This is a genomic window from Rhizobium sp. L43 (assembly GCF_002531725.1).
Taxonomy (GTDB): domain Bacteria; phylum Pseudomonadota; class Alphaproteobacteria; order Rhizobiales; family Rhizobiaceae; genus Rhizobium.
The window spans coordinates 24,045-42,420 of record NZ_NWSQ01000001.1 but is presented as its reverse complement, the minus strand read 5'-3'; the positions used below and the strand labels follow the sequence as shown (position 1 = coordinate 42,420).

Here is an 18,376-nt window from a genome sequence, read left to right as displayed (position 1 = left end):
TCCTCCCATTAAGATTAGACTTCCACACCTCGGCGGCGCCTCATGCGACCGACGAGGAATCCTCCTTCGCCTGGGCCACCGGGCTCGCAACGACGAGCTTGATGCCGGCATTCTCGATCATGCGCGCGGCCTCTTCCGAGACCCCGTCATCGGTGATGACCACAGAAACGCGGTCGAGCGCACAGAGAATGAGGCTCGACCGGCGACTGAATTTGCTTGAATCGGCCATGACGACGAGTTCGTCGGCCTGGTGCATCAGCTTCTGCTCGCTCTGGATGACGAGGGCATCCGCCTCCATGATCCCGAGCGGGCCGACGCCCTGCGCGCCGATGAACATTCGCCGCGCATAGAAGTTGCGGATGGCGTCATTGTCGAAAGGCGACAGGATCAGGCTCTGCTCGCGATAGATCGCGCCGCCCGGCACCGTCACCGAGTTTTTGGAATGCTTCACCAGATGTTCGGCGATCGCAAAAGAGTTGGTCATCACCTGCATGCGGTGGCCGGCCATGTAGTGCACCATCTGGAAGGTCGTCGTGCCGCCATTGATGATGATGGCGTCACCCGCCTCGCAGAGTTCGACCGCTGCGCGCGCAATTGCGCGTTTTTTATCGATGTTGACTGATTCTGAAACCCGGAAGGGCCGGCCGGCGAGATTGCCGAGCTGTGGTGGATGCACCGCCTCCGCGCCGCCGCGGACACGACGGATCCTGCCCTGCACATGAAGAGCCGCAATGTCGCGCCGTATGGTCGCTTCAGAAGCCTCCGTCAGCTCGGAAATGTCCTGGATCGTCACCACGGACTTTTCCTGAACGGCGCTGAGAATAATGCGATGGCGTTCGCGTTCGTGCATTGGGCTCCTCCTCTTGTCATATTTATTTCGTATCCGTTAAAGACTGTCAATCACAAACGATCATAAATTTTCATATTGCGCTGCACAATAATCGAATTTGATCGTTTTCGATTGACAAGCGCTGTTTTGATGCGCGATACCGTGAGCGAAAGGGCGCGCTGATCGCTGCGCCTCACAAGCCTGTATGGGAGGATGACATGGCGGCGAACGTCCGGCTTCTGGAAAACCGGTGGGATGATGGTTACGCGGCAGGCCTCGACGAGCCCGGCAAGCTGCTCTATCGCTCCAACCTGCTTGGCGCCGACAAGCGCATCACCAATTACGGCGGCGGCAACACCTCGGCGAAGGTGATGGAAACCGATCCGCTGGACGGCGGCAAGGTGAAGGTGCTCTGGGTCAAGGGCTCCGGCGGCGATGTCGGCACGATCAAGCTCGACGGTTTCGCCACACTCTACCAGCATAAGCTGGACTCGCTGAAAGGCATCTACAGGGGTGTCGAGGACGAGGACCGCATGGTCGGCTTCCTGCCGCACTGCACCTTCAACCTGAATGCCCGCGCCGCCTCGATCGACACGCCACTGCACGGTTTCGTGCCTTTCACCCATGTCGATCACATGCATCCCGATGCGATCATCGCGATCGCCGCATCGAAGAATTCCCGGGAATTGACGCAGCAGATCTTCGGTGACGAGATCGGCTGGCTGCCCTGGCGCCGTCCGGGCTTCCAGCTCGGCCTCGATCTCGAAGCCTTCGTCAAGGCAAACCCGAATGCCAAGGGCGTCGTGCTCGAAAGCCACGGTCTCTTCACCTGGGCTGATGACGCCAAGGCCTGCTACGAGCTGACGCTCGAAATCATCAACAAGGCGATCGTCTGGTTTGCCGAACAGACCGAGGGAAAGACGATTTTCGGCGGCGCGCTCGCGCAGAGCCTGGCCGTTGCCGAGCGCCGCGCCATCGCCGCCCGGCTGATGCCGGAGATCCGCGGCCGCATCGGCAAGCAGGAGCGCAAGCTCGGCCATTTCGACGATCAGGACGCCGTGCTCGAATTCGTCAATTCTAGGGATTTGCGCCCGCTCGGCGCGCTCGGCACCAGCTGCCCCGACCATTTCCTGCGCACCAAGATCCGCCCGCTGATCGTCGATTTCGATCCGGCCAAGCCCGATGTCGACGCGATCGTCGCCGGCCTCGACCAGGCGTTGGAAGATTACCGCGCCGACTACGCCCGCTATTACAACGACTGCAAGCATGACAATTCGCCGGCCATGCGCGATGCCAATCCCGTCATCTTCCTCGTTCCCGGCGTCGGCATGCTGTCCTTTGCCCGCGACAAGGCGACCGCCCGCATCGCCAGCGAATTCTACGTCAACGCTATCAACGTCATGCGTGGCGCCTCGACGGTCTCGGAATATCAGGGCCTGCCGGAGCAGGAAGCCTTCGATATCGAATACTGGCTGCTCGAAGAGGCCAAGCTCCAGCGCATGCCGAAGCCGAAGAGCCTTGCCGGCCGCGTCGCCTTCGTCACCGGCGGCGCCGGCGGCATCGGCCGGGCGACGGCCGCCCGCCTCGTCGGCGAGGGCGCCTGCGTGGTGCTTGCCGATATCGACCAGGCGGCGCTCGAAGCCACCGAAGCCGATTTCGTCAAGAAATACGGCACCGACGCCGTGCGCAGCGTTCGGCTCGACGTCACCAAGGAAGATGCGGTGATCGCCTCCTTCTCGGAAGCCTCGGTCGAATTCGGCGGCATCGATATCCTCGTCTCGAATGCCGGCATTGCCTCTTCCGCGCCGATCGAAGCCACCGAGCTTTCGACCTGGAACCGCAATATCGATATTCTGGCGACCGGCTATTTCCTCGTTTCGCGCGAAGCTTTCCGCCTGTTCCGCCGCCAGGCGCTCGGCGGCAACATCGTCTTCGTCGCCTCGAAAAACGGTCTTGCCGCCTCGCCGAATGCGTCTGCCTATTGCACGGCCAAGGCCGCCGAAATCCATCTCGCCCGCTGCCTGGCGCTGGAAGGGGCTGATGCCGGCATCCGCGTCAACACCGTCAACCCGGACGCGGTGCTGCGCGGTTCGAAGATCTGGAGCGGTGAATGGCGCGAGCAGCGCGCGGCGTCGTCGAAGATCGAGGTCGATGATCTCGAGGAACATTACCGCAAGCGTTCGATGCTGAAACTCAATGTATTTCCGGAAGATATCGCCGAGGCGATCTATTTCCTCGCATCGGACCTTTCGGCAAAATCGACCGGCAACATCATCAACGTCGATGCCGGCAACGTGCAGAGCTTTACGCGGTGAGGCTTGGTCTCTTCTCCCCAGCGGGGAGAAGATGCCGGCAGGCAGATGAGGGGGACGCGGAGCGAAGCGATGCGTGTTCTGAGCAGGAAGCGAAGGACAATCGCGTCTTGCCGTGCCGCCCCCTCATCCGACCCTTCGGGCCACCTTCTCCCCGCTGGGGAGAAGGGAAGAAAGAAACAATTGGGAGGAAGACATGGCCGAGTTCAGGATCGCGCAGGATCTGGTCGCGAGCGAAAACGACAAGCGGGCAGGGGCGCTGAAAGCCGATTACGAGGCGCTGGGCGCCACACTTGCGCGCCGCGGCGTCGATATCGAGGTTGTCACCCGCAGGGTCGCGGAATTCTTCGTCGCCGTTCCCTCCTGGGGGGTCGGCACCGGCGGCACGCGCTTTGCCCGCTTCCCCGGCACCGGCGAGCCGCGCGGTATTTTCGACAAGCTCGATGATTGCGCCGTCATCAACCAGCTGACGCAGGCAACGCCGAATGTCTCGCTGCATATTCCCTGGGACAAGGCAGATGCACGGGAGTTGAGGGCCAAGGGCGACGCGCTCGGCCTCGGCTTCGATGCGATGAACTCCAACACCTTTTCCGATGCGCCGGGCCAGGCCCATTCCTACAAATACGGTTCGCTCAGCCACACCGACGCGGCGACACGGGCGCAGGCGGTCGAACACAATCTCGAGTGCATCGAGATCGGTAAGGCGCTCGGCTCCAAGGCGCTGACGGTCTGGATCGGCGACGGCTCGAACTTCCCCGGCCAGAGCAATTTCACCAAGGCATTCGAGCGTTACCTCGCCTCGATGACCGATATCTACAAGGCGCTGCCCGACGATTGGAAGCTGTTCTCCGAGCACAAGATGTACGAGCCGGCCTTCTATTCGACGATCGTGCAGGACTGGGGCACCAATTACCTGATCGCCCAGACGCTCGGCCCCAAGGCCCATTGCCTCGTCGATCTCGGCCACCATGCGCCGAACACCAATATCGAGATGATCGTCGCCCGGCTGATCCAGTTCGGCAAGCTCGGCGGTTTCCACTTCAATGATTCGAAATATGGCGATGACGATCTCGATGCCGGCGCGATCGATCCCTACCGGCTGTTCCTGGTCTTCAACGAGCTGGTCGATGCCGAGCAGCGTGGGGTCAACGACTTCAACCCGGCCCATATGATCGACCAGTCGCACAATGTCACCGACCCGATCGAAAGCCTGATCAACAGCGCCAACGAAATCCGCCGCGCCTATGCGCAGGCGCTGCTCGTCGATCGCAAGGCGCTCGATGGTTATCAGCAGGACAATGACGCGCTGATGGCCTCGGAAACGCTGAAGCGCGCCTATCGCGCCGATGTCGAGCCGATCCTGGCCGAAGCCCGCCGCCGGGCCGGCGGCGCGATCGATCCGATCGCCGTCTATCGTGCGAGCGGTTACCGCAACAAAGTAGCGGCCGAACGGCCGGCTTCGGTTGCCGGCGGCGGTGGTATTATTTGAGACTAAGTTGCCGGCAGCGCAGGGTGCTGCGCTGCCGGCAATCGTCGCTCACGGCTTCCAGGCGCCGGCGATCTGCCGGGTGGCGATGTTCAGCCGGTTCCAGACATTGATGTTGGCGATGGCGATGACGAGGGCCGCAAGGCTCCTGCCGTCATAGTGCCGGGTCGCCTCGTCCCAGATTTCGTCCGGCACGGGGTCGGCGCGGTCGCTGACGCGGGTTACCGCCTCGGTCAGCGCAAGCGCTGCCCGCTCGGCACCGCTGAAATAGGGCGTGTCGCGCCAGGCGCTGACGGCGAAAAGCCGTTCATTGGTCTCGCCGAGCTTCTTGGCGATGCGGGGATGACCGTCGATACAGACGCTGCAGCCGTTGATCTGGCTGGCGCGCAGATTGACGAGTTCCAGCAGCTTCGCTGAAAGGCCGGTCTCAGCCGGCACCTTGGCAAGAGCATTCAGCGCCTGCATGGCCGCGGGAAGGACGAGGGCGGGATTTCCCATTCTCTCCTGCATGACCAATTTTTCCTGCATGATAAGCCTCCTTGATGCGTTTACGGTTCGACGATTCGCCGGCGCTGTCACATCGGCCGGGTTTCATTCGTCAGTGGCTTGACGGAACACAGCGAAGGAATGTGACGGATGGACGAGAAAAAATGGCTGGCCGATGAATTCGAAGCGAACCGGGGGCATCTGAGGGCCGCCGCCTACCGCATGCTCGGCTCGCGCAGCGAGGCGGAGGATGCCGTTCAGGAGGCCTGGCTGCGGCTGAGCCGCACCGATACGACCGATGTCGGCAATCTCGGCGGCTGGCTGACGACGGTCGTGGCGCGCATCTGCCTCGACATGCTGCGTGCCCGCAAGACCCGGCGCGAGGAGCCGCTGGAGATGCCGGTCCACGGCGCGATCGCCGATCCGGCAAGCGATCCGGAGCGCGAGGCAGCCTTCGCCGAATCGGTCGGCGTGGCGCTGCTCGTCGTGCTGCAAACGCTGGCGCCGGCCGAACGTGTCGCCTTCGTGCTGCATGACATGTTCGATCTGCCCTTCGACGAAATCGCCCCGATCATCGGCCGTTCATCCGCCGCCACAAGGCAGCTTGCAAGCCGCGCTCGCCGTCGGGTGCAGGGCACGGACGAGACGCCGGATGTCGATTTCGACCGCAAGCGGACGATCGCCGAGGCTTTCCTCGCCGCATCGCGCAACGGCGATCTGGAGGCGCTGATCGCCGTGCTCGCCCCCGACGTCGTCTTCCGGCCGGATGCGACGGCGGCGGGATTTGGAAAAGTCGGCGAAACTCGTGGCGCCCTCGATGTTGCCGAGCTTTTCAAGGGCCGGGCACGGGCAGCGGAAGCCGCACTCGTCGATGGCGAAGTCGGTTATATCGTGCGGGTCGAGGGAGCGCTGCGTGTCGTCGTGGCGCTCACCATCGCCGACGGCAAGATCCTGGCGATCGACGCCTTCGCCGATCCGGACCATCTCGCGCACGTCGACTATTCCGTCTTTCCCGACTGAACGCTCTGGAGGGCGCGCTTCGGAATCAGCGCCCCCTCCGGTGTTTTGCGTGGTCATCATACGTCATTTCTCTTGACAGAGACGCTGCCGCTTTTATTCTGTTATAAAGATCATCATTACGCAATTATGGAAGCATTGGAGATGGTGCGCTTCCATATCCTCCATAAAGGCCAGCCAACGGATCGCCACCGGGCGCGGAACGATTCACATCCAAGACTTCGAAAGGAATGCATATCATGTCCGGGGACGAGGCGAAGAAACCGCTCCTGCTCGCCACTGTCAGACCTGTGGCTTTTGGCGCCGGCACGCCGGACGGAACGGTCGACATCCTCGTCGGTGGCGACGGCAGGATCGCTGAGATCGGGGCTTCGCTCGCCGTTTCCCAGGATGTGACGCGCATCGACGGCAAGGGCGCCTTCGTCTCGCCCGGCTGGATCGACCTGCATGTGCATATCTGGCACGGCGGCACCGACATTTCCATCCGCCCGTCCGAATGCGGCGTCCAGCGCGGCGTCACCACGCTGGTCGATGCCGGTTCGGCCGGCGAGGCGAATTTCCATGGCTTCCGCGAATATATCATCGAGCCTGCGCGCGAGCGCATCAAAGCCTTCCTGAACCTCGGCTCGATCGGCCTCGTCGCCTGCAACCGTGTCGCGGAACTCAGGGATATAAGAGATATCGATCTCGACCGCATCCTCGAAGTCTATGCCGAAAACAGCGACCACATCGTCGGCATCAAGGTGCGCGCCAGCCATGTCATCACCGGCTCCTGGGGCGTCACCCCGGTCAAGCTCGGCAAGAAGATCGCCAAGATCCTGAAAGTGCCGATGATGGTGCATGTCGGCGAACCGCCGGCGCTTTATGACGAGGTGCTGGAGATTCTCGGCCCCGGCGACGTCGTCACCCACTGCTTCAACGGCAAGGCCGGTTCGAGCATCATGGAGGACGAGGACCTTTTCTATCTTGCCGAGCGCTGCGCCTCCGAGGGCATCCGCCTCGACATCGGCCACGGCGGCGCCTCCTTCTCCTTCAAGGTCGCCGAAGCGGCGATCGCGCGCGGGCTGCTGCCGTTCTCGATTTCGACTGACCTGCACGGCCATTCGATGAACTTCCCGGTCTGGGACCTGGCGACGACGATGTCGAAGCTGCTTTGCGTCGGCATGCCCTTCGACAAGGTGGTGGAGGCCGTCACCCATGCGCCGGCATCCGTCATCAAGCTGTCGATGGAGAACCGGCTTACTGTGGGCGCACAGGCCGAATTCACGATCTTCGACCTCGTCGATTCCGAGCTCGAGGCGACGGATTCGAATGGCGACGTCTCTGTTCTCAACAAGCTGTTCGAGCCGCGCTATGCGGTGATCGGCGCCGATGCTTTCGCCGCCAGCCGCTACGTGCCGCGGGCGCGCAAGCTGGTGCGCCATAGCCACGGTTATTCCTACCGCTAAGGTCAGCTGAGGAGTGCAACGCTCAACGGTTGCGCCAACCCATCAGCTTTTCGATCCGCTCCGCCGAACTGCGCACATGCGCCGTATAGTGGTTTTCGTCGGAAAAGGCCTTCTGCTCCGGCAGCACGATGGAAATGGTGGCGACGCACTGGCCGTCGCGATCGCAGATCGGCGAGGCGATGCAGGCAACCGCATAATCCGATTCCCCCGCCTGAATCGACAGGCGCGCCTCGAAGGCCTTGCCGGCCGATTCCGACAGGGTGCCGGGATCGATCTCGGCGCGGCCGGTCGGTGACGAGCGGGCGCAGCGCTTGAACAGTTCGATGCGCTCCTCCTCGGCCAGGTGGCCGACGAGCAGGCGGCCTGACGCCGTCCAGTTCAGCGGCACCCGGGTTCCGACGCGCGATGCCACCTGGAAGTGGCTCGGGCCGTCGGCCATCGCCAGCACCAGCATATAATCGCCGTCGCGGCCGCAGACCTGCACCGTTTCGCCGGCCTGGCGGCAGAGATCGTGCATTTCGTGGGTGGCGATGCTCATGAAATCCAGCGATCGGGCATAGGCGAGGCCGTAATGGTAGAGCCGCGCGCCGAGCCAGATCGAGCCGTCCGCCTGGCGGGTCAGCATGTTTTTCTCGACGAGATCGTCGACGATGACATAAACGGTCGACAGCGGCGCTTTCACCGCCTTGGCGATCGCATAGACGCCGGCCGGCGATCCGGTCTCATAGAGATGATCGATCACCTGAAGCGCCCGGTCGATGCCGCTGACGCGCGCGCGGCGCGCACCCTTGCCACCGGCCTCGCCGCCAAGGCCCTCATCTTCGGAGTAAGCTGTGGGTGATGTCTTTCCGTCCAATTCCACGTACCTCGTTAAAACTGCGATCATGTTACATTACTATGGCATAGCGGTCGCTGTGGCAAATCGCAACATTTTGTAGGTTGATCGTGAGGGCGGATGCTGCCGCGGGGGAATCCTCGAGAGCTGCTTGATTGCGGGCATCCATCCGTCAGTATCTTCAGCTTCATAACAACCGATGACGCGCGCCGACGATGCCGCAGGCTTTTGCCAGCCCCTTGTCCAGCGTGATCAGTGTGGCGTCGCTGCTGATCGCGATAGCGAGGTGGAGAGCATTGCCGGCGCGAAGACCGATCCCGAATTGATCGGTCATGCGGGCCGCATCGATGAAGTGCGCACGCGAAATCGACAGAAGCTCGAACGTCGTCGAGCACAATTCCCTAAACATCGCCAACGCCTTGCCGCGGTCGGCGGGATCGATCTGCCCGTTTCTTGTTTTGAGTGCGATGGCACTCGAAAATTCGGTGATCGTCCAGCCGCTGACGGCCATCGCTTCGGAGGCAAACTCCGCCAGCCATTTTTGCGCGTCCTCCGTGCGGCTTTCGATCGTCCCGGCGGCGATGAGAACTGATGTGTCGATGTAAAACATCAATAACGGTCGGTGTCGCGCAGATCGCGGATGAAGGTGGCGGAATCGACCGGTTCGGCGGGCGGCTTCATCGAGGCGGTTAAAGCTCTCAGCCGCTCGACATCGATCGGTTTCTTCGGCGTCTTCACGGGGACGAGTTGCGCCACCGGCTTGCCATGCCGCAATATCTCGACGGTCTCGCCGGCTTCGACGCGATTGAGCAGTTCGCTGAGATGGGCCTTGGCTTCCGCCAGGTTGACACTTGCCACGAGACGTCCTTTATGACCAGTTTTCTGGTCACTTTAATCCGAAAATGGATCTGCCGCAATACAGCCGGAACAACAAGCCATAGCCTGAGTTTGCTCCTGAACCCAGGAGGCAATCATGACGAATTATCCGAAACCGCCTTTCCCGTCGCAACAGCAGCCGATGCCCGGTCTTACCGCGCGGATGGACCCTGTTCCCGATCACGGTGAGGAGAGCTATCGCGGCTCCGAGAGGCTGAAAGGCAAGCGGGCGATCATCACCGGCGGCGATAGCGGCATCGGCCGGGCTGTGGCGATCGCCTATGCTCGGGAAGGCGCCGATCTGGTGATCTCCTATCTCGACGAGGATGAGGATGCCGATGAGACGAAGCGGCTCGTCGAGCAGGCCGGGCGCAGGGCGGTCCTGGTCAGCGGCGATATCCAGGATCCGGCTCTCTGCCGGCAGATCGTCGAGACGGCGGTCAAGGAGTTCGGCGGTATCGACATTCTCGTCAACAATGCCGCGCATCAGGCGAGCTTCAAGAGCATCGACGAGATCAGCGACGAGGAATGGGAACTGACCTTCAAGGTCAATATCCATGCGATGTTCTACCTGACCAAGGCGGCCGTCGCCCATATGAAGCCCGGCAGCGCCATCATCAACACGGCCTCAATCAATGCCGACAGTCCGAACCCGACGCTGCTTGCCTATGCGACGACCAAGGGCGCGATCCAGAATTTCACCGCCGGCCTTGCCCAGCTTCTGGCCGAGAAAGGCATTCGCGCCAATGCCGTGGCCCCTGGCCCGATCTGGACGCCGCTCATCCCGTCGACGCTGCCGGAAGAGAGCGTCAGCAATTTCGGCAAGCAGGTGCCGATGAAGAGGCCGGGCCAGCCGGCCGAGCTTGCCACGGCCTATGTGATGCTGGCCGATCCCTTGTCGAGCTATGTCTCCGGCACGACAATCGCCGTCACCGGCGGCAAGCCGATTATTTAGTGCATGTCGCCCGGAGGTGTGCAGCAGTTCCGGGATAACGACAGGCATAGAACAAGGAGCTACACCGGTTCGCCGTAGCCACCGCCGGTCGGCGTCGTGACGATCACGGCGTCGCCGGCGGCGAGCATTGCCTGGTCGCAGCCTTCCAGCCTTTCGATCGTGCCGTCGCCGCGACGGATCTCGGTTTTCCCCAATTGCCCGTCTTCCCCGCCGCACAGGCCGAAAGGCCGGATCGTGCGATGCGAGGAGAGGATGCTGCAATCCATCGTCTCCAGGAAGCGGATGGTGCGTTCGGTGCCGCCGCCGGACATATATTGCCCCTTGCCGCCGGAGCCGCGGCGGATATGGAAATCCTCGAGCACGACCGGAAAGCGGAATTCCAGCACTTCGGGATCGGTCAGCCGCGAATTGGTCATGTGGCTGTGGACGCCGTCGGCGCCGCTGAAGCCGGTGCCGTCGTTGAGCAGACCGGCCGGGCCGCCGGCGCAGATCGTCTCGTAATATTGATAGATGGCGTTGCCGAAGGTCAGGTTGTTCATCGAGCCCTGGGCCGCCGCCAGCGTTCCGAGCGCGCCGAACAGCGCGTTCGTCACATGCTGGCTGGTCTCGACATTGCCGGCGACGACGGCGGCCGGATAGGCCGGGCGCAGCATCGACCCGTCTGGCACGATGATGCGGATCGGCCGCAGGCAGCCGGCATTCATCGGGATCGGCTGCTCGACCATGACGCGGAAGACGTAGAGCACGGCGGCGCGCGTTACCGGTTCCGGCGCATTGAAATTGGTCGGCTGCTGGGCGCTCGTGCCGGTGAAATCGACCGTCGCTTCACGCGCCTTCCTGTCGACGGTAATCTTCACCTTGATGACGGCGCCCTGATCGGTGGGATAGGTGAATTCGCTGTCGCTCAGGCGGGCGATGACCCGGCGAACGCTCTCTTCGGCATTGTCCTGGACGTGGCCCATATAGGCTTCGACGACGTCGAGGCCGAAATGGGCGACCATCTTGCGCAATTCGTGCACACCCTTCTCGTTGGCGGCGATCTGCGCCTTGACGTCGGCAAGGTTCTGAGCCGGATTGCGGGCGGGGTAGGGATGGTCGATCAGCATCGCCGCGAAATCGGCTTCGCGGAAACGGCCCTGGTCGACCAGCAGGAAATTGTCGATCAGCACACCTTCCTCGTCGACAACAGTCGCCCGCGGCGTCATCGAGCCCGGCGCCTTGCCGCCGATATCGGCGTGATGGCCGCGCGAAGCAACGTAGAAGAGGATGACCTCTCCGGCATCGTCGAAAACCGGCGTGACGACGGTGATGTCGGGCAGATGCGTGCCGCCATTATAGGGCGCGTTGAGCGCGAAGACGTCGCCCGGGCGGATGCGGCCTTCATTGAGGCGGATGATCGTTTCGACCGAACGGTCCATGGAGCCCAGATGCACCGGCATGTGCGGCGCATTGGCGACGAGCGCGCCGGTACGGTCGAAGACGGCGCAGGAGAAATCGAGCCGCTCCTTGATATTGACCGAATGGGCGGTGTTCTGCAGCGTCACGCCCATCTGCTCGGCGATCGCCATGAAGAGGTTGTTGAAGACCTCGAGCATGACGGGGTCGGCGCTGGTGCCGATCGCGGCATTGCGGGACAGTGCGACCTCGCGGCTGAGAACGATATGGTCGTGGCCGGTAAGCTTTGCCTGCCAGCCGGCCTCGACGACGATCGTCTGGTGCGGTTCGATGATCAGGGCAGGCCCCTTGAGAACAGCGCCCGGCTTCAGCGCGCCGCGCTTGAAGATGCCGGCCTCATGCCATGCTCCGCCGGAATAGAAGCGGGTGCTGCGCAGCGCTTCCGGCTCGAAGGCTTCTGCCCGTATGTCGGTTTCCTCGATGTCGGCACCGCCGCCGATGCCCTCCACTTCGATGGAATCGACGACAACAGGTCGGTCGTCGAAGATGAAGCCGAACTGTTTTTTGTGGGCGACGGCGAAGGCCTGTGCCATCTCTTCCTGCGGCCCGAAGGCGACGGGCAGGGCCGTGTCGGTGCCCTTATATTGCAGGTGCAGTCGGGCGACGATCTCCAGATCGGCAGCCTCGACGCCCTGCAGCGTCAATTCCCCACGCACCTCCTCTTCCAGTTCACCCCTGACGGCACCGATTGTCGTCAACGCCGTGGCGAGTTCGGTCAGGACCGCGCGCTGACGCGTGGCACGGATATCGGCAAGTCCCATGCCATAGGCCGAAAGGATGCCGGAGAAGGGGTGGATCAGCACCGTCTTCATGCCGAGGCTGTCGGCAACGAGGCAGGCATGCTGGCCGCCGGCGCCGCCGAAGCAGGTGAGCGCATAGTCCGAAACGTCATAGCCGCGCTGGACGGAGATTTTCTTGATGGCATTGGCCATGTTCTCGACGGCGATGGCAAGGAAGCCGTCGGCGACGTCTTCCGCCGTCCGCCCGCCACCGATCGTCTGCGCCATCTCGGCAAAGGCGGTGCGCACCGCCTCGGCATCGAGCGGCTGGTCCTGTTCTGGCCCGAAGATTTCCGGGAAGAAATCCGGCAGCAGCTTGCCGGTCATGATGTTGGCATCGGTGACGGCAAGCGGGCCGCCGCGGCGATAGGATTTCGGGCCGGGCGTCGCACCGGCTGAATCCGGGCCGACGCGGAAACGCGAGCCATCATAATTCAGGATCGAGCCGCCGCCGGCGGCGACGGTGTGGATCTTCATCATCGGCGCGCGCATCCGCACGCCGGCCACCTCCGTCTCGAAGGCGCGTTCCAGTTCACCGTCGTAATGCGAGACATCGGTCGATGTGCCGCCCATGTCGAAGCCGATTATTCGGTCGAAACCGGCAATGCGCGAGACCTCGACCGCGCCGACCACACCGCCGGCAGGGCCTGACAGGATCGCGTCCTTGCCCTGGAAGAGATGCGCGTCGGTCAGCCCGCCGGAGGACTGCATGAACATCAGCTTCGGGCCTTTTCCCTCGGCAGCGCCGAGCTCGGCGGCGACCTGATCGACATAGCGCCGGAGAACCGGAGACAGATAGGCATCGACGACGGCGGTATCGCCGCGGCCGACGAGCTTGATCAGCGGCGAAACCAAGTGCGAGGGCGAGATCTGCGTGAAGCCGATCGCGCGGGCAATGGCGGCGGCCTGCTGCTCGTGCTCGGGATAGCGATAGGCGTGCATGAAGACGATGGCGACGGCGCGCAGGCCGCCGGCATAGGCGGCTTCGAGCGCCTGCCGCAGAGCGTGCTCATCGAGCGGGCGTTCGACCGTGCCGTCCGCCAGCACCCGCTCATCGGCCTCGATGACGTCGGCATAGAGCAGTTCCGGCTTGACGATCTTCTTGGCGAAGATATCGGCGCGGGCCTGATAGCCGATCTCCAGCGCATCGCGGAAACCCTTCGTCGTCACCAAAAGGGTCGGATCGCCCTTGCGTTCCAACAGGGCATTGGTGGCGACCGTCGTTCCCATCTTCACCGCACCGATCAGGTCGGGAGGGATCGGCTCGCCCGGCTTAAGGCCAAGCAGTTCACGGATGCCGTGCACGGCCGGATCGCGATAGGCTTCCGGATTTTCCGAAAGCAGCTTGTGGGCGATCAACGATCCGTCCGGACGGCGTGCGACGATATCAGTGAAGGTGCCGCCGCGATCGACCCAGAAATCCCACTGCCTGCCCATCGTCCGGCCTCCTGTTCATCTGAAAATTTATTGACGATTTATCGATAAAATGTCAACGTCTGCCGGGATCATGGAGGCATGGGTATGGCGGATGGACGCGGACGACAGGAAATCGGGCCGATCGTCTCTTCAGCCCATCTGGCCGATGGCGCGCTTCCGGCCCTTTCGGAGCTGGAATTCGGCCTCATCCTCGCCGGCAACGCCTTCGACCGCTGGATGGTCCGCTGCATGACGGCGGCGGGCGAGCCCGGATGCGCGGCGATCGACGTCTTGGTGCTGCATTCGGTGGCGCATAGGCAGCGGCCGAAGCGGCTCGGCGATCTCTGCAGCGTGCTCGGCGTCGAGGACACGCATCTGGTGATTTATGCGATCAAGAAGCTGGAAAAGCGCGGCCTGGTGACGAGCACGCGGGCGGGTAAAGAGAAACTGATCGCCGCCAGTCAAAAGGGCGTTGAAATCTGCCTGAAATACCGGGCGGTGCGCGAAGCGCTGCTGGTGGAATCGGTCAAGGGGCTGGGTCTCGATCCTGCCGCGACATCGGCGGTGGCCGCGACGCTGCGGGCGCTTTCCGGCCACTACGATCAAGCGGCAAGGGCCGCCGCCTCTTTCTGACGACAGCCCTTGACGGGGGCAGGGAGAGATCCCCCGAAATTTTCAGAGCATGATGCCGAAAAGTGTGAGCGGTTTTCGGATGACCATCATGCTCTAACTCTTTAATTTAGAACGGCTTGTTCAGCCGAAGCAGGGCATGGCCGGCAGATTGGCGCGGCTTGCGAGCGCTCCGATCATGTTGCCCACCGATGTCGGGCGCGGTTCGCGTTTGCCCGCGGCCGTCTCCAGGAGTTGCTTGAAGTCTTCAAGCTTCACGCCGTCGGCGCGCAACACCATGGCGATCAGGGGGTCGCGAAGAGCTTCGGATATGGTCAGGTCGTCTCTGGTCTTTCTCATGGTTGTCCTCCTTTCGTGGGCGGTCGCCCGTGTTCCACTTTTCGCCGCCATGCTTCAACATTGACTTTCGCGTTTTGTGGTGTTACCGGTAAGTAACAATGCATTTGTTACCGATCGGTCACATTGATGTCAAGGACTACGTCCGCAAAAAAATCAGAAACTTCGAGTGAAATCTCCGTAGTCGTTTCCGAAGATCGCATCCCGCCCAGGGAGCGTATCGTCTCGACCGCATCGGAGCTTTTCCGCGAGCGCGGCATCCGTGGCATCGGCGTCGATGCCATCGCCGACGCGGCGCTGACCAACAAGATGACGCTCTACCGGCATTTCGGCTCGAAGGACGAGCTGGTCTGCGAGACGCTGCGCCGCGCCTCCGAAAAGGCCGGTGCCATCTGGCGCGATCTGGAGACGACCTATCCCGGCAATCCGCGCGCCCAGCTTTACGCCTGGGTGGAGACGCGGGCGCAATGTCTGAACGGCGAGCCCGCCGGCTGCGATCTCGCCAATGCTGCCATCGAGCTGAAGGGTGAGGGCCATCCCGCCCACGAAATGATCGAGCGGCACAAGGCCGAACAGCGGGATCGCCTGGCCGCACTCTGTTCGGCGGCCGGCGCGCGCGAACCCCAGCTTCTTGCCGATACGTTGACGCTGCTGCTCGAAGGTGCGCGCGTCACTCGCCAGGCCATGGGCACTGCCAGCTGCTGCGGTCATTTCGCCAAGGCCTGCAACGCCGCGATCGCCTCTTTCGCCTGAATCGGCCTTTCGCGGAACCTTACCGTTTCCATATCGTTTTTCCATCACCGGACGGCGATTGGAGACCGGGAGATGAATTACGTCTATCTCAAGCACCTGTATGCCAAACGCGCCGAGCTCGAAGCCAAGCTGGAGCTTCACGATGCGCGCTATTGTTTCGGCGAGGAAGAGGTCGATGACGGTACCGACAGCGATCTGCGTCAGCGGCTGAGCGAAATCGCCGACGAAATTGCCGCACTGGAAAGCAGCCCGGGGCGTTAATCCGCGCCAAGGATCTCCATCGTCCGTTCGTCGAATTTTCCCTGGTAAAAATGTTCGATCACCTGATGGAAGGGCGAGCCGTGATCGCTGATCGCCGCAAACAAGGTCATCGACGAGCGCAGCTTGAGGTCGTCGGGCGAGCCCAGGATCTCATGCGCTGAACGGCCGTGGACCGATAGGATCGCCTCGACGCAGCGCAGCAGCCGGCTGGAGAGAATGGGATCGGCGAGATAGGCGGTGGCTTCTTCGGCCGAGCGGATCGCATATTTTTCCGCCATCGACGACGTGCCGAGACCTGATATCTGCGGGAAGATGAACCACATCCAGTGGGAGGTCTTGCGCCCGGCTTTCAGCTCGGAGAGCGCCCTTTCATAGATGCCGTTCTGGGCATCGACAAAGCGGTCGAGATTATAATCGATATCACCGGCCATGGTCCCTCCCTTTCGCTGTCAATGCAGCCTGGGCCAAGGTCACCATGCCCGGCAAACTGTTTTTGCCCGGCAAACTGGTTTGGCCAGGGGCGCTAGGTTCGCCCGGGCCGGCCCTCAGCAAACCCTTTCAGCATAAGGGCTGCTCTCACGGCAATGGCCGTAAGGCTGATGGTGCGGCGCACTGTCGCCTGATGTGGCGGCAATGGCCGATGTCGTCACCGGATCCGTCTCGTTGGAAGAATATGCGGCGAAACCGACAAAGCTCAAGAGAGCCAGGGCTGCGACCACGACAACGCGCTCGAAGCCCGAAAGTTTCTGGGCGCTGACATGTTCGACATAGTCGCGCTCGCCCACGCCAGCGGTTTCGTCCTCTTTCACATGAAAGGTCACCATATCCTGGCGACGGGTCAAAGTTTCACAATCTGTCATCTCAATTACTCCTGCAACGCATGCGATGCCGGTCTCTCAAGAATAGACTCTCAACCCTCATGGCGAACCGACTCCCGCATGCGTGCAGCATGTGTGTCTTTAATCGCGGCAATTGAAGGGGCGATATGCAAACTCAGTGTTCAAAAAATCGTTCTAATAAATGCAAAATATCGTGAAGCTCTGGCTCGCCGGAATGATCCGGGATAATCGAGAGCATCATCTTTCGTCGGGATCGTCTCATGAACAAATCCTTCGGTGCGATGTCGATCGCCCAGCTTTCCGTCCTCATTCAAGGCGGCGCGGCCGATCCGGTCGACGTGGCTGAGGCGGTCTTCGAATCCATCGCGAGCCATGCCGACAAGGCCGTCTTCACCACGCTGCTGGAAAGCCGGGCGATGGAGGAGGCGCGCGCCGCCTCGAAGCGTTTGCGGGAAGGACGCTCGCTCGGATTGCTGGATGGTATTCCCATTGCCTGGAAGGATCTTTTCGATATCGAAGGTCTGGCGACGACGGCGGGTTCGGTCGTCCTCGCCGGGGATGCGCCGGCCAGCCAAGATGCGGCCGTCGTCGGTCTCCTCCGGCAGGCGGGCATGGTCGCCGTCGGCCGCACCAATATGAGCGAATTCGCCTTCTCCGGCCTCGGCGTCAATCCGCATTACGGCACGCCGGTCAATCCGCGCGGCACCGATCTCCCGCGTATTCCTGGCGGTTCGTCCTCCGGTGCCGGTGTTGCCGTTGCAGCCGGGCTGGTGCCGGTCGCCATGGGCACGGATACCGGCGGCTCGGTGCGCATTCCCGCCGCCTTCAACGGTATCGTCGGCTACAAGGCGACGCATGGCCGTCATGCGATGGCAGGCGTCTATCCGCTGGCAAAGAGCCTGGATTCGCTGGGGCCGCTCTGCCGCAGCGTCAGGGACGCGGTCTGGATCGATGCGGCGATGCGCGGATTGACGGCGCCCGCGGTCATTGAACGCCCCTTGCAAGGGCTGGAACTCCTCGTGCCCGAAAACGTCGTCTTCGACGGCGCCGAACCCGGCGTCGTCGCCGCGTTCGAGGCAGCTTTGGACCGTCTTCAACTGGCCGGCGCCCAGGTTTCCCGTGCCGTCATTCCGGCCTTCGACGAGATTTTCGATCTGATGACGAGATATGGTCCGCTGGTGACGGCGGAGGCTTTCGCGCTTCACCATGAACGCTTGGCGGGACCGGCCGCGGACAGGATGGACCGCCGGGTCGTCATGCGCACACGCCTGGGCGCCAAGACGACGCTGCCTGATTACCTCAGAATCCTCGAGGCGCGCAGCCGGTTGATCGCCGATGTCGAGCGTCTCGTCGGCGCCCGGCTGATCGCTTTTCCCACGGTTGCTCATGTCGCGCCACCGATCGGACCGCTGGAGCAGGACGACGAGCTGTTCTTTGCGACGAATAACAAGACGCTGCGCAATACCGCGCTCGGCAATTTCCTCGACTGGTGCGGCGTTTCCATTCCCTGCGGCACCGGCGTATCAGGCATGCCGGTCGGGCTCCTGCTTTCGGCGACCGCCCGTCGCGATGAGGCGCTGCTCGGGACGGCCGTGGCCGCCGAGCCGGTCATTCGCGGCGATTTCGTCTGATCGGCGATTGAACCGCCGGGCTTTTATTGCCA

18 protein-coding genes are annotated in these 18,376 nt (G+C 62.5%); 9 read left to right on the top strand and 9 right to left on the bottom strand.

The genetic code is table 11. From position 1 onward, the window contains the following. Positions 1-40: 40 nt before the first annotated feature. Positions 41-850 carry a DeoR/GlpR family DNA-binding transcription regulator gene (locus tag CO667_RS00195; protein ID WP_097616370.1) on the bottom strand — a complete coding sequence of 270 codons (810 nt, stop codon included), beginning with the start codon at positions 848-850 and terminating at the stop codon, positions 41-43. Positions 851-1,047: 197 nt separating this feature from the next. On the opposite strand from CO667_RS00195, the gene CO667_RS00190 reads away from it, so the two are divergent. Both CO667_RS00190 and rhaI read left to right on the top strand, forming a co-directional pair. Beyond that, on the top strand, positions 1,048-3,144 hold the full coding sequence (locus CO667_RS00190; protein ID WP_097616369.1) for a bifunctional rhamnulose-1-phosphate aldolase/short-chain dehydrogenase: 2,097 nt from the start codon (positions 1,048-1,050) through the stop codon (positions 3,142-3,144). Between the two features lie 193 nt (positions 3,145-3,337). After that, positions 3,338-4,630 carry an L-rhamnose catabolism isomerase gene (gene rhaI, locus CO667_RS00185; protein WP_097616368.1) on the top strand — a complete coding sequence of 431 codons (1,293 nt, stop codon included), beginning with the start codon at positions 3,338-3,340 and terminating at the stop codon, positions 4,628-4,630. A gap of 48 nt (positions 4,631-4,678) precedes the next feature. Here rhaI and CO667_RS00180 read toward each other — a convergent pair whose 3' ends face one another. Further along, positions 4,679-5,137, bottom strand: coding sequence for a carboxymuconolactone decarboxylase family protein (locus tag CO667_RS00180; RefSeq protein ID WP_097616867.1), 459 nt, complete (start codon positions 5,135-5,137; stop codon positions 4,679-4,681). Positions 5,138-5,263: 126 nt separating this feature from the next. Here CO667_RS00180 and CO667_RS00175 point away from each other — a divergent pair, with 126 nt between their 5' ends. Together CO667_RS00175 and CO667_RS00170 are read left to right on the top strand one after the other, a co-directional pair. After that, on the top strand, positions 5,264-6,133 hold the full coding sequence (locus CO667_RS00175; RefSeq protein WP_097616367.1) for a sigma-70 family RNA polymerase sigma factor: 870 nt from the start codon (positions 5,264-5,266) through the stop codon (positions 6,131-6,133). A gap of 236 nt (positions 6,134-6,369) precedes the next feature. After that, positions 6,370-7,578 (top strand): amidohydrolase/deacetylase family metallohydrolase, encoded by a 1,209-nt coding sequence (locus CO667_RS00170; protein WP_097616866.1) that lies wholly within the window; start codon positions 6,370-6,372, stop codon positions 7,576-7,578. A 22-nt stretch (positions 7,579-7,600) separates the two neighbouring features. On the opposite strand, the gene CO667_RS00165 is transcribed toward CO667_RS00170, so the two are convergent. The 3 genes from CO667_RS00165 to CO667_RS00155 all read right to left on the bottom strand — a co-directional run bounded on the left by CO667_RS00165 (position 7,601) and on the right by CO667_RS00155 (position 9,271). Next, positions 7,601-8,440: an IclR family transcriptional regulator gene (locus CO667_RS00165; RefSeq protein WP_097616366.1), complete on the bottom strand. Its 840-nt coding sequence runs from the start codon at positions 8,438-8,440 to the stop codon at positions 7,601-7,603. A gap of 160 nt (positions 8,441-8,600) precedes the next feature. Continuing rightward, positions 8,601-9,023 (bottom strand): type II toxin-antitoxin system VapC family toxin, encoded by a 423-nt coding sequence (locus CO667_RS00160; RefSeq protein WP_097616365.1) that lies wholly within the window; start codon positions 9,021-9,023, stop codon positions 8,601-8,603. Further along, positions 9,023-9,271 carry a type II toxin-antitoxin system prevent-host-death family antitoxin gene (locus tag CO667_RS00155; protein ID WP_097616364.1) on the bottom strand — a complete coding sequence of 83 codons (249 nt, stop codon included), beginning with the start codon at positions 9,269-9,271 and terminating at the stop codon, positions 9,023-9,025. Before CO667_RS00155 ends, CO667_RS00160 begins: the two co-directional genes overlap by 1 nt. A gap of 115 nt (positions 9,272-9,386) precedes the next feature. Here CO667_RS00155 and CO667_RS00150 point away from each other — a divergent pair, with 115 nt between their 5' ends. After that, positions 9,387-10,244: an SDR family oxidoreductase gene (locus tag CO667_RS00150; protein WP_097616363.1), complete on the top strand. Its 858-nt coding sequence runs from the start codon at positions 9,387-9,389 to the stop codon at positions 10,242-10,244. Between the two features lie 59 nt (positions 10,245-10,303). Here CO667_RS00150 and CO667_RS00145 read toward each other — a convergent pair whose 3' ends face one another. Continuing rightward, positions 10,304-13,915: a hydantoinase B/oxoprolinase family protein gene (locus CO667_RS00145; RefSeq protein WP_097616362.1), complete on the bottom strand. Its 3,612-nt coding sequence runs from the start codon at positions 13,913-13,915 to the stop codon at positions 10,304-10,306. Positions 13,916-13,999: 84 nt separating this feature from the next. Between CO667_RS00145 and CO667_RS00140 the strand changes: the two genes are divergently transcribed. Beyond that, on the top strand, positions 14,000-14,527 hold the full coding sequence (locus CO667_RS00140) for a winged helix DNA-binding protein (RefSeq protein WP_097616361.1): 528 nt from the start codon (positions 14,000-14,002) through the stop codon (positions 14,525-14,527). A 120-nt stretch (positions 14,528-14,647) separates the two neighbouring features. On the opposite strand, the gene CO667_RS00135 is transcribed toward CO667_RS00140, so the two are convergent. Beyond that, on the bottom strand, positions 14,648-14,863 hold the full coding sequence (locus CO667_RS00135; protein WP_097616360.1) for a hypothetical protein: 216 nt from the start codon (positions 14,861-14,863) through the stop codon (positions 14,648-14,650). Between the two features lie 126 nt (positions 14,864-14,989). On the opposite strand from CO667_RS00135, the gene CO667_RS00130 reads away from it, so the two are divergent. Together CO667_RS00130 and CO667_RS00125 are read left to right on the top strand one after the other, a co-directional pair. Beyond that, positions 14,990-15,613, top strand: coding sequence for a TetR/AcrR family transcriptional regulator (locus CO667_RS00130; protein WP_097616359.1), 624 nt, complete (start codon positions 14,990-14,992; stop codon positions 15,611-15,613). A 72-nt stretch (positions 15,614-15,685) separates the two neighbouring features. Beyond that, positions 15,686-15,874 carry a hypothetical protein gene (locus CO667_RS00125; protein WP_097616358.1) on the top strand — a complete coding sequence of 63 codons (189 nt, stop codon included), beginning with the start codon at positions 15,686-15,688 and terminating at the stop codon, positions 15,872-15,874. On the opposite strand, the gene CO667_RS00120 is transcribed toward CO667_RS00125, so the two are convergent. Then, positions 15,871-16,305 carry a DUF1810 domain-containing protein gene (locus CO667_RS00120; RefSeq protein WP_097616357.1) on the bottom strand — a complete coding sequence of 145 codons (435 nt, stop codon included), beginning with the start codon at positions 16,303-16,305 and terminating at the stop codon, positions 15,871-15,873. The two genes, CO667_RS00125 and CO667_RS00120, sit on opposite strands and share 4 nt — an antisense overlap. 114 nt (positions 16,306-16,419) lie before the next feature. Further along, complete coding sequence (locus tag CO667_RS00115) at positions 16,420-16,698, bottom strand: hypothetical protein (protein ID WP_179874044.1); 279 nt, start codon at positions 16,696-16,698, stop codon at positions 16,420-16,422. A gap of 275 nt (positions 16,699-16,973) precedes the next feature. Between CO667_RS00115 and CO667_RS00110 the strand changes: the two genes are divergently transcribed. Beyond that, positions 16,974-18,344, top strand: a complete 1,371-nt coding sequence (locus tag CO667_RS00110; RefSeq protein ID WP_097616355.1) for an amidase — start codon at positions 16,974-16,976, stop codon at positions 18,342-18,344. Positions 18,345-18,376: the final 32 nt, after the last annotated feature.

What these genes read in the sequence shown, in the direction of transcription:
- CO667_RS00195 (WP_097616370.1), bottom strand. Translation starts at nt 850, where the DNA reads ATGCACGAACGCGAACGCCATCGCATTATTCTCAGCGCCGTTCAGGAA.
- CO667_RS00190 (WP_097616369.1), top strand. Translation starts at nt 1,048, where the DNA reads ATGGCGGCGAACGTCCGGCTTCTGGAAAACCGGTGGGATGATGGTTAC.
- rhaI (WP_097616368.1), top strand. Translation starts at nt 3,338, where the DNA reads ATGGCCGAGTTCAGGATCGCGCAGGATCTGGTCGCGAGCGAAAACGAC.
- CO667_RS00180 (WP_097616867.1), bottom strand. Translation starts at nt 5,137, where the DNA reads ATGCAGGAGAGAATGGGAAATCCCGCCCTCGTCCTTCCCGCGGCCATG.
- CO667_RS00175 (WP_097616367.1), top strand. Translation starts at nt 5,264, where the DNA reads ATGGACGAGAAAAAATGGCTGGCCGATGAATTCGAAGCGAACCGGGGG.
- CO667_RS00170 (WP_097616866.1), top strand. Translation starts at nt 6,370, where the DNA reads ATGTCCGGGGACGAGGCGAAGAAACCGCTCCTGCTCGCCACTGTCAGA.
- CO667_RS00160 (WP_097616365.1), bottom strand. Translation starts at nt 9,023, where the DNA reads ATGTTTTACATCGACACATCAGTTCTCATCGCCGCCGGGACGATCGAA.
- CO667_RS00150 (WP_097616363.1), top strand. Translation starts at nt 9,387, where the DNA reads ATGACGAATTATCCGAAACCGCCTTTCCCGTCGCAACAGCAGCCGATG.
- CO667_RS00145 (WP_097616362.1), bottom strand. Translation starts at nt 13,915, where the DNA reads ATGGGCAGGCAGTGGGATTTCTGGGTCGATCGCGGCGGCACCTTCACT.
- CO667_RS00140 (WP_097616361.1), top strand. Translation starts at nt 14,000, where the DNA reads ATGGCGGATGGACGCGGACGACAGGAAATCGGGCCGATCGTCTCTTCA.
- CO667_RS00135 (WP_097616360.1), bottom strand. Translation starts at nt 14,863, where the DNA reads ATGAGAAAGACCAGAGACGACCTGACCATATCCGAAGCTCTTCGCGAC.
- CO667_RS00130 (WP_097616359.1), top strand. Translation starts at nt 14,990, where the DNA reads ATGTCAAGGACTACGTCCGCAAAAAAATCAGAAACTTCGAGTGAAATC.
- CO667_RS00125 (WP_097616358.1), top strand. Translation starts at nt 15,686, where the DNA reads ATGAATTACGTCTATCTCAAGCACCTGTATGCCAAACGCGCCGAGCTC.
- CO667_RS00120 (WP_097616357.1), bottom strand. Translation starts at nt 16,305, where the DNA reads ATGGCCGGTGATATCGATTATAATCTCGACCGCTTTGTCGATGCCCAG.
- CO667_RS00115 (WP_179874044.1), bottom strand. Translation starts at nt 16,698, where the DNA reads ATGGTGACCTTTCATGTGAAAGAGGACGAAACCGCTGGCGTGGGCGAG.
- CO667_RS00110 (WP_097616355.1), top strand. Translation starts at nt 16,974, where the DNA reads ATGAACAAATCCTTCGGTGCGATGTCGATCGCCCAGCTTTCCGTCCTC.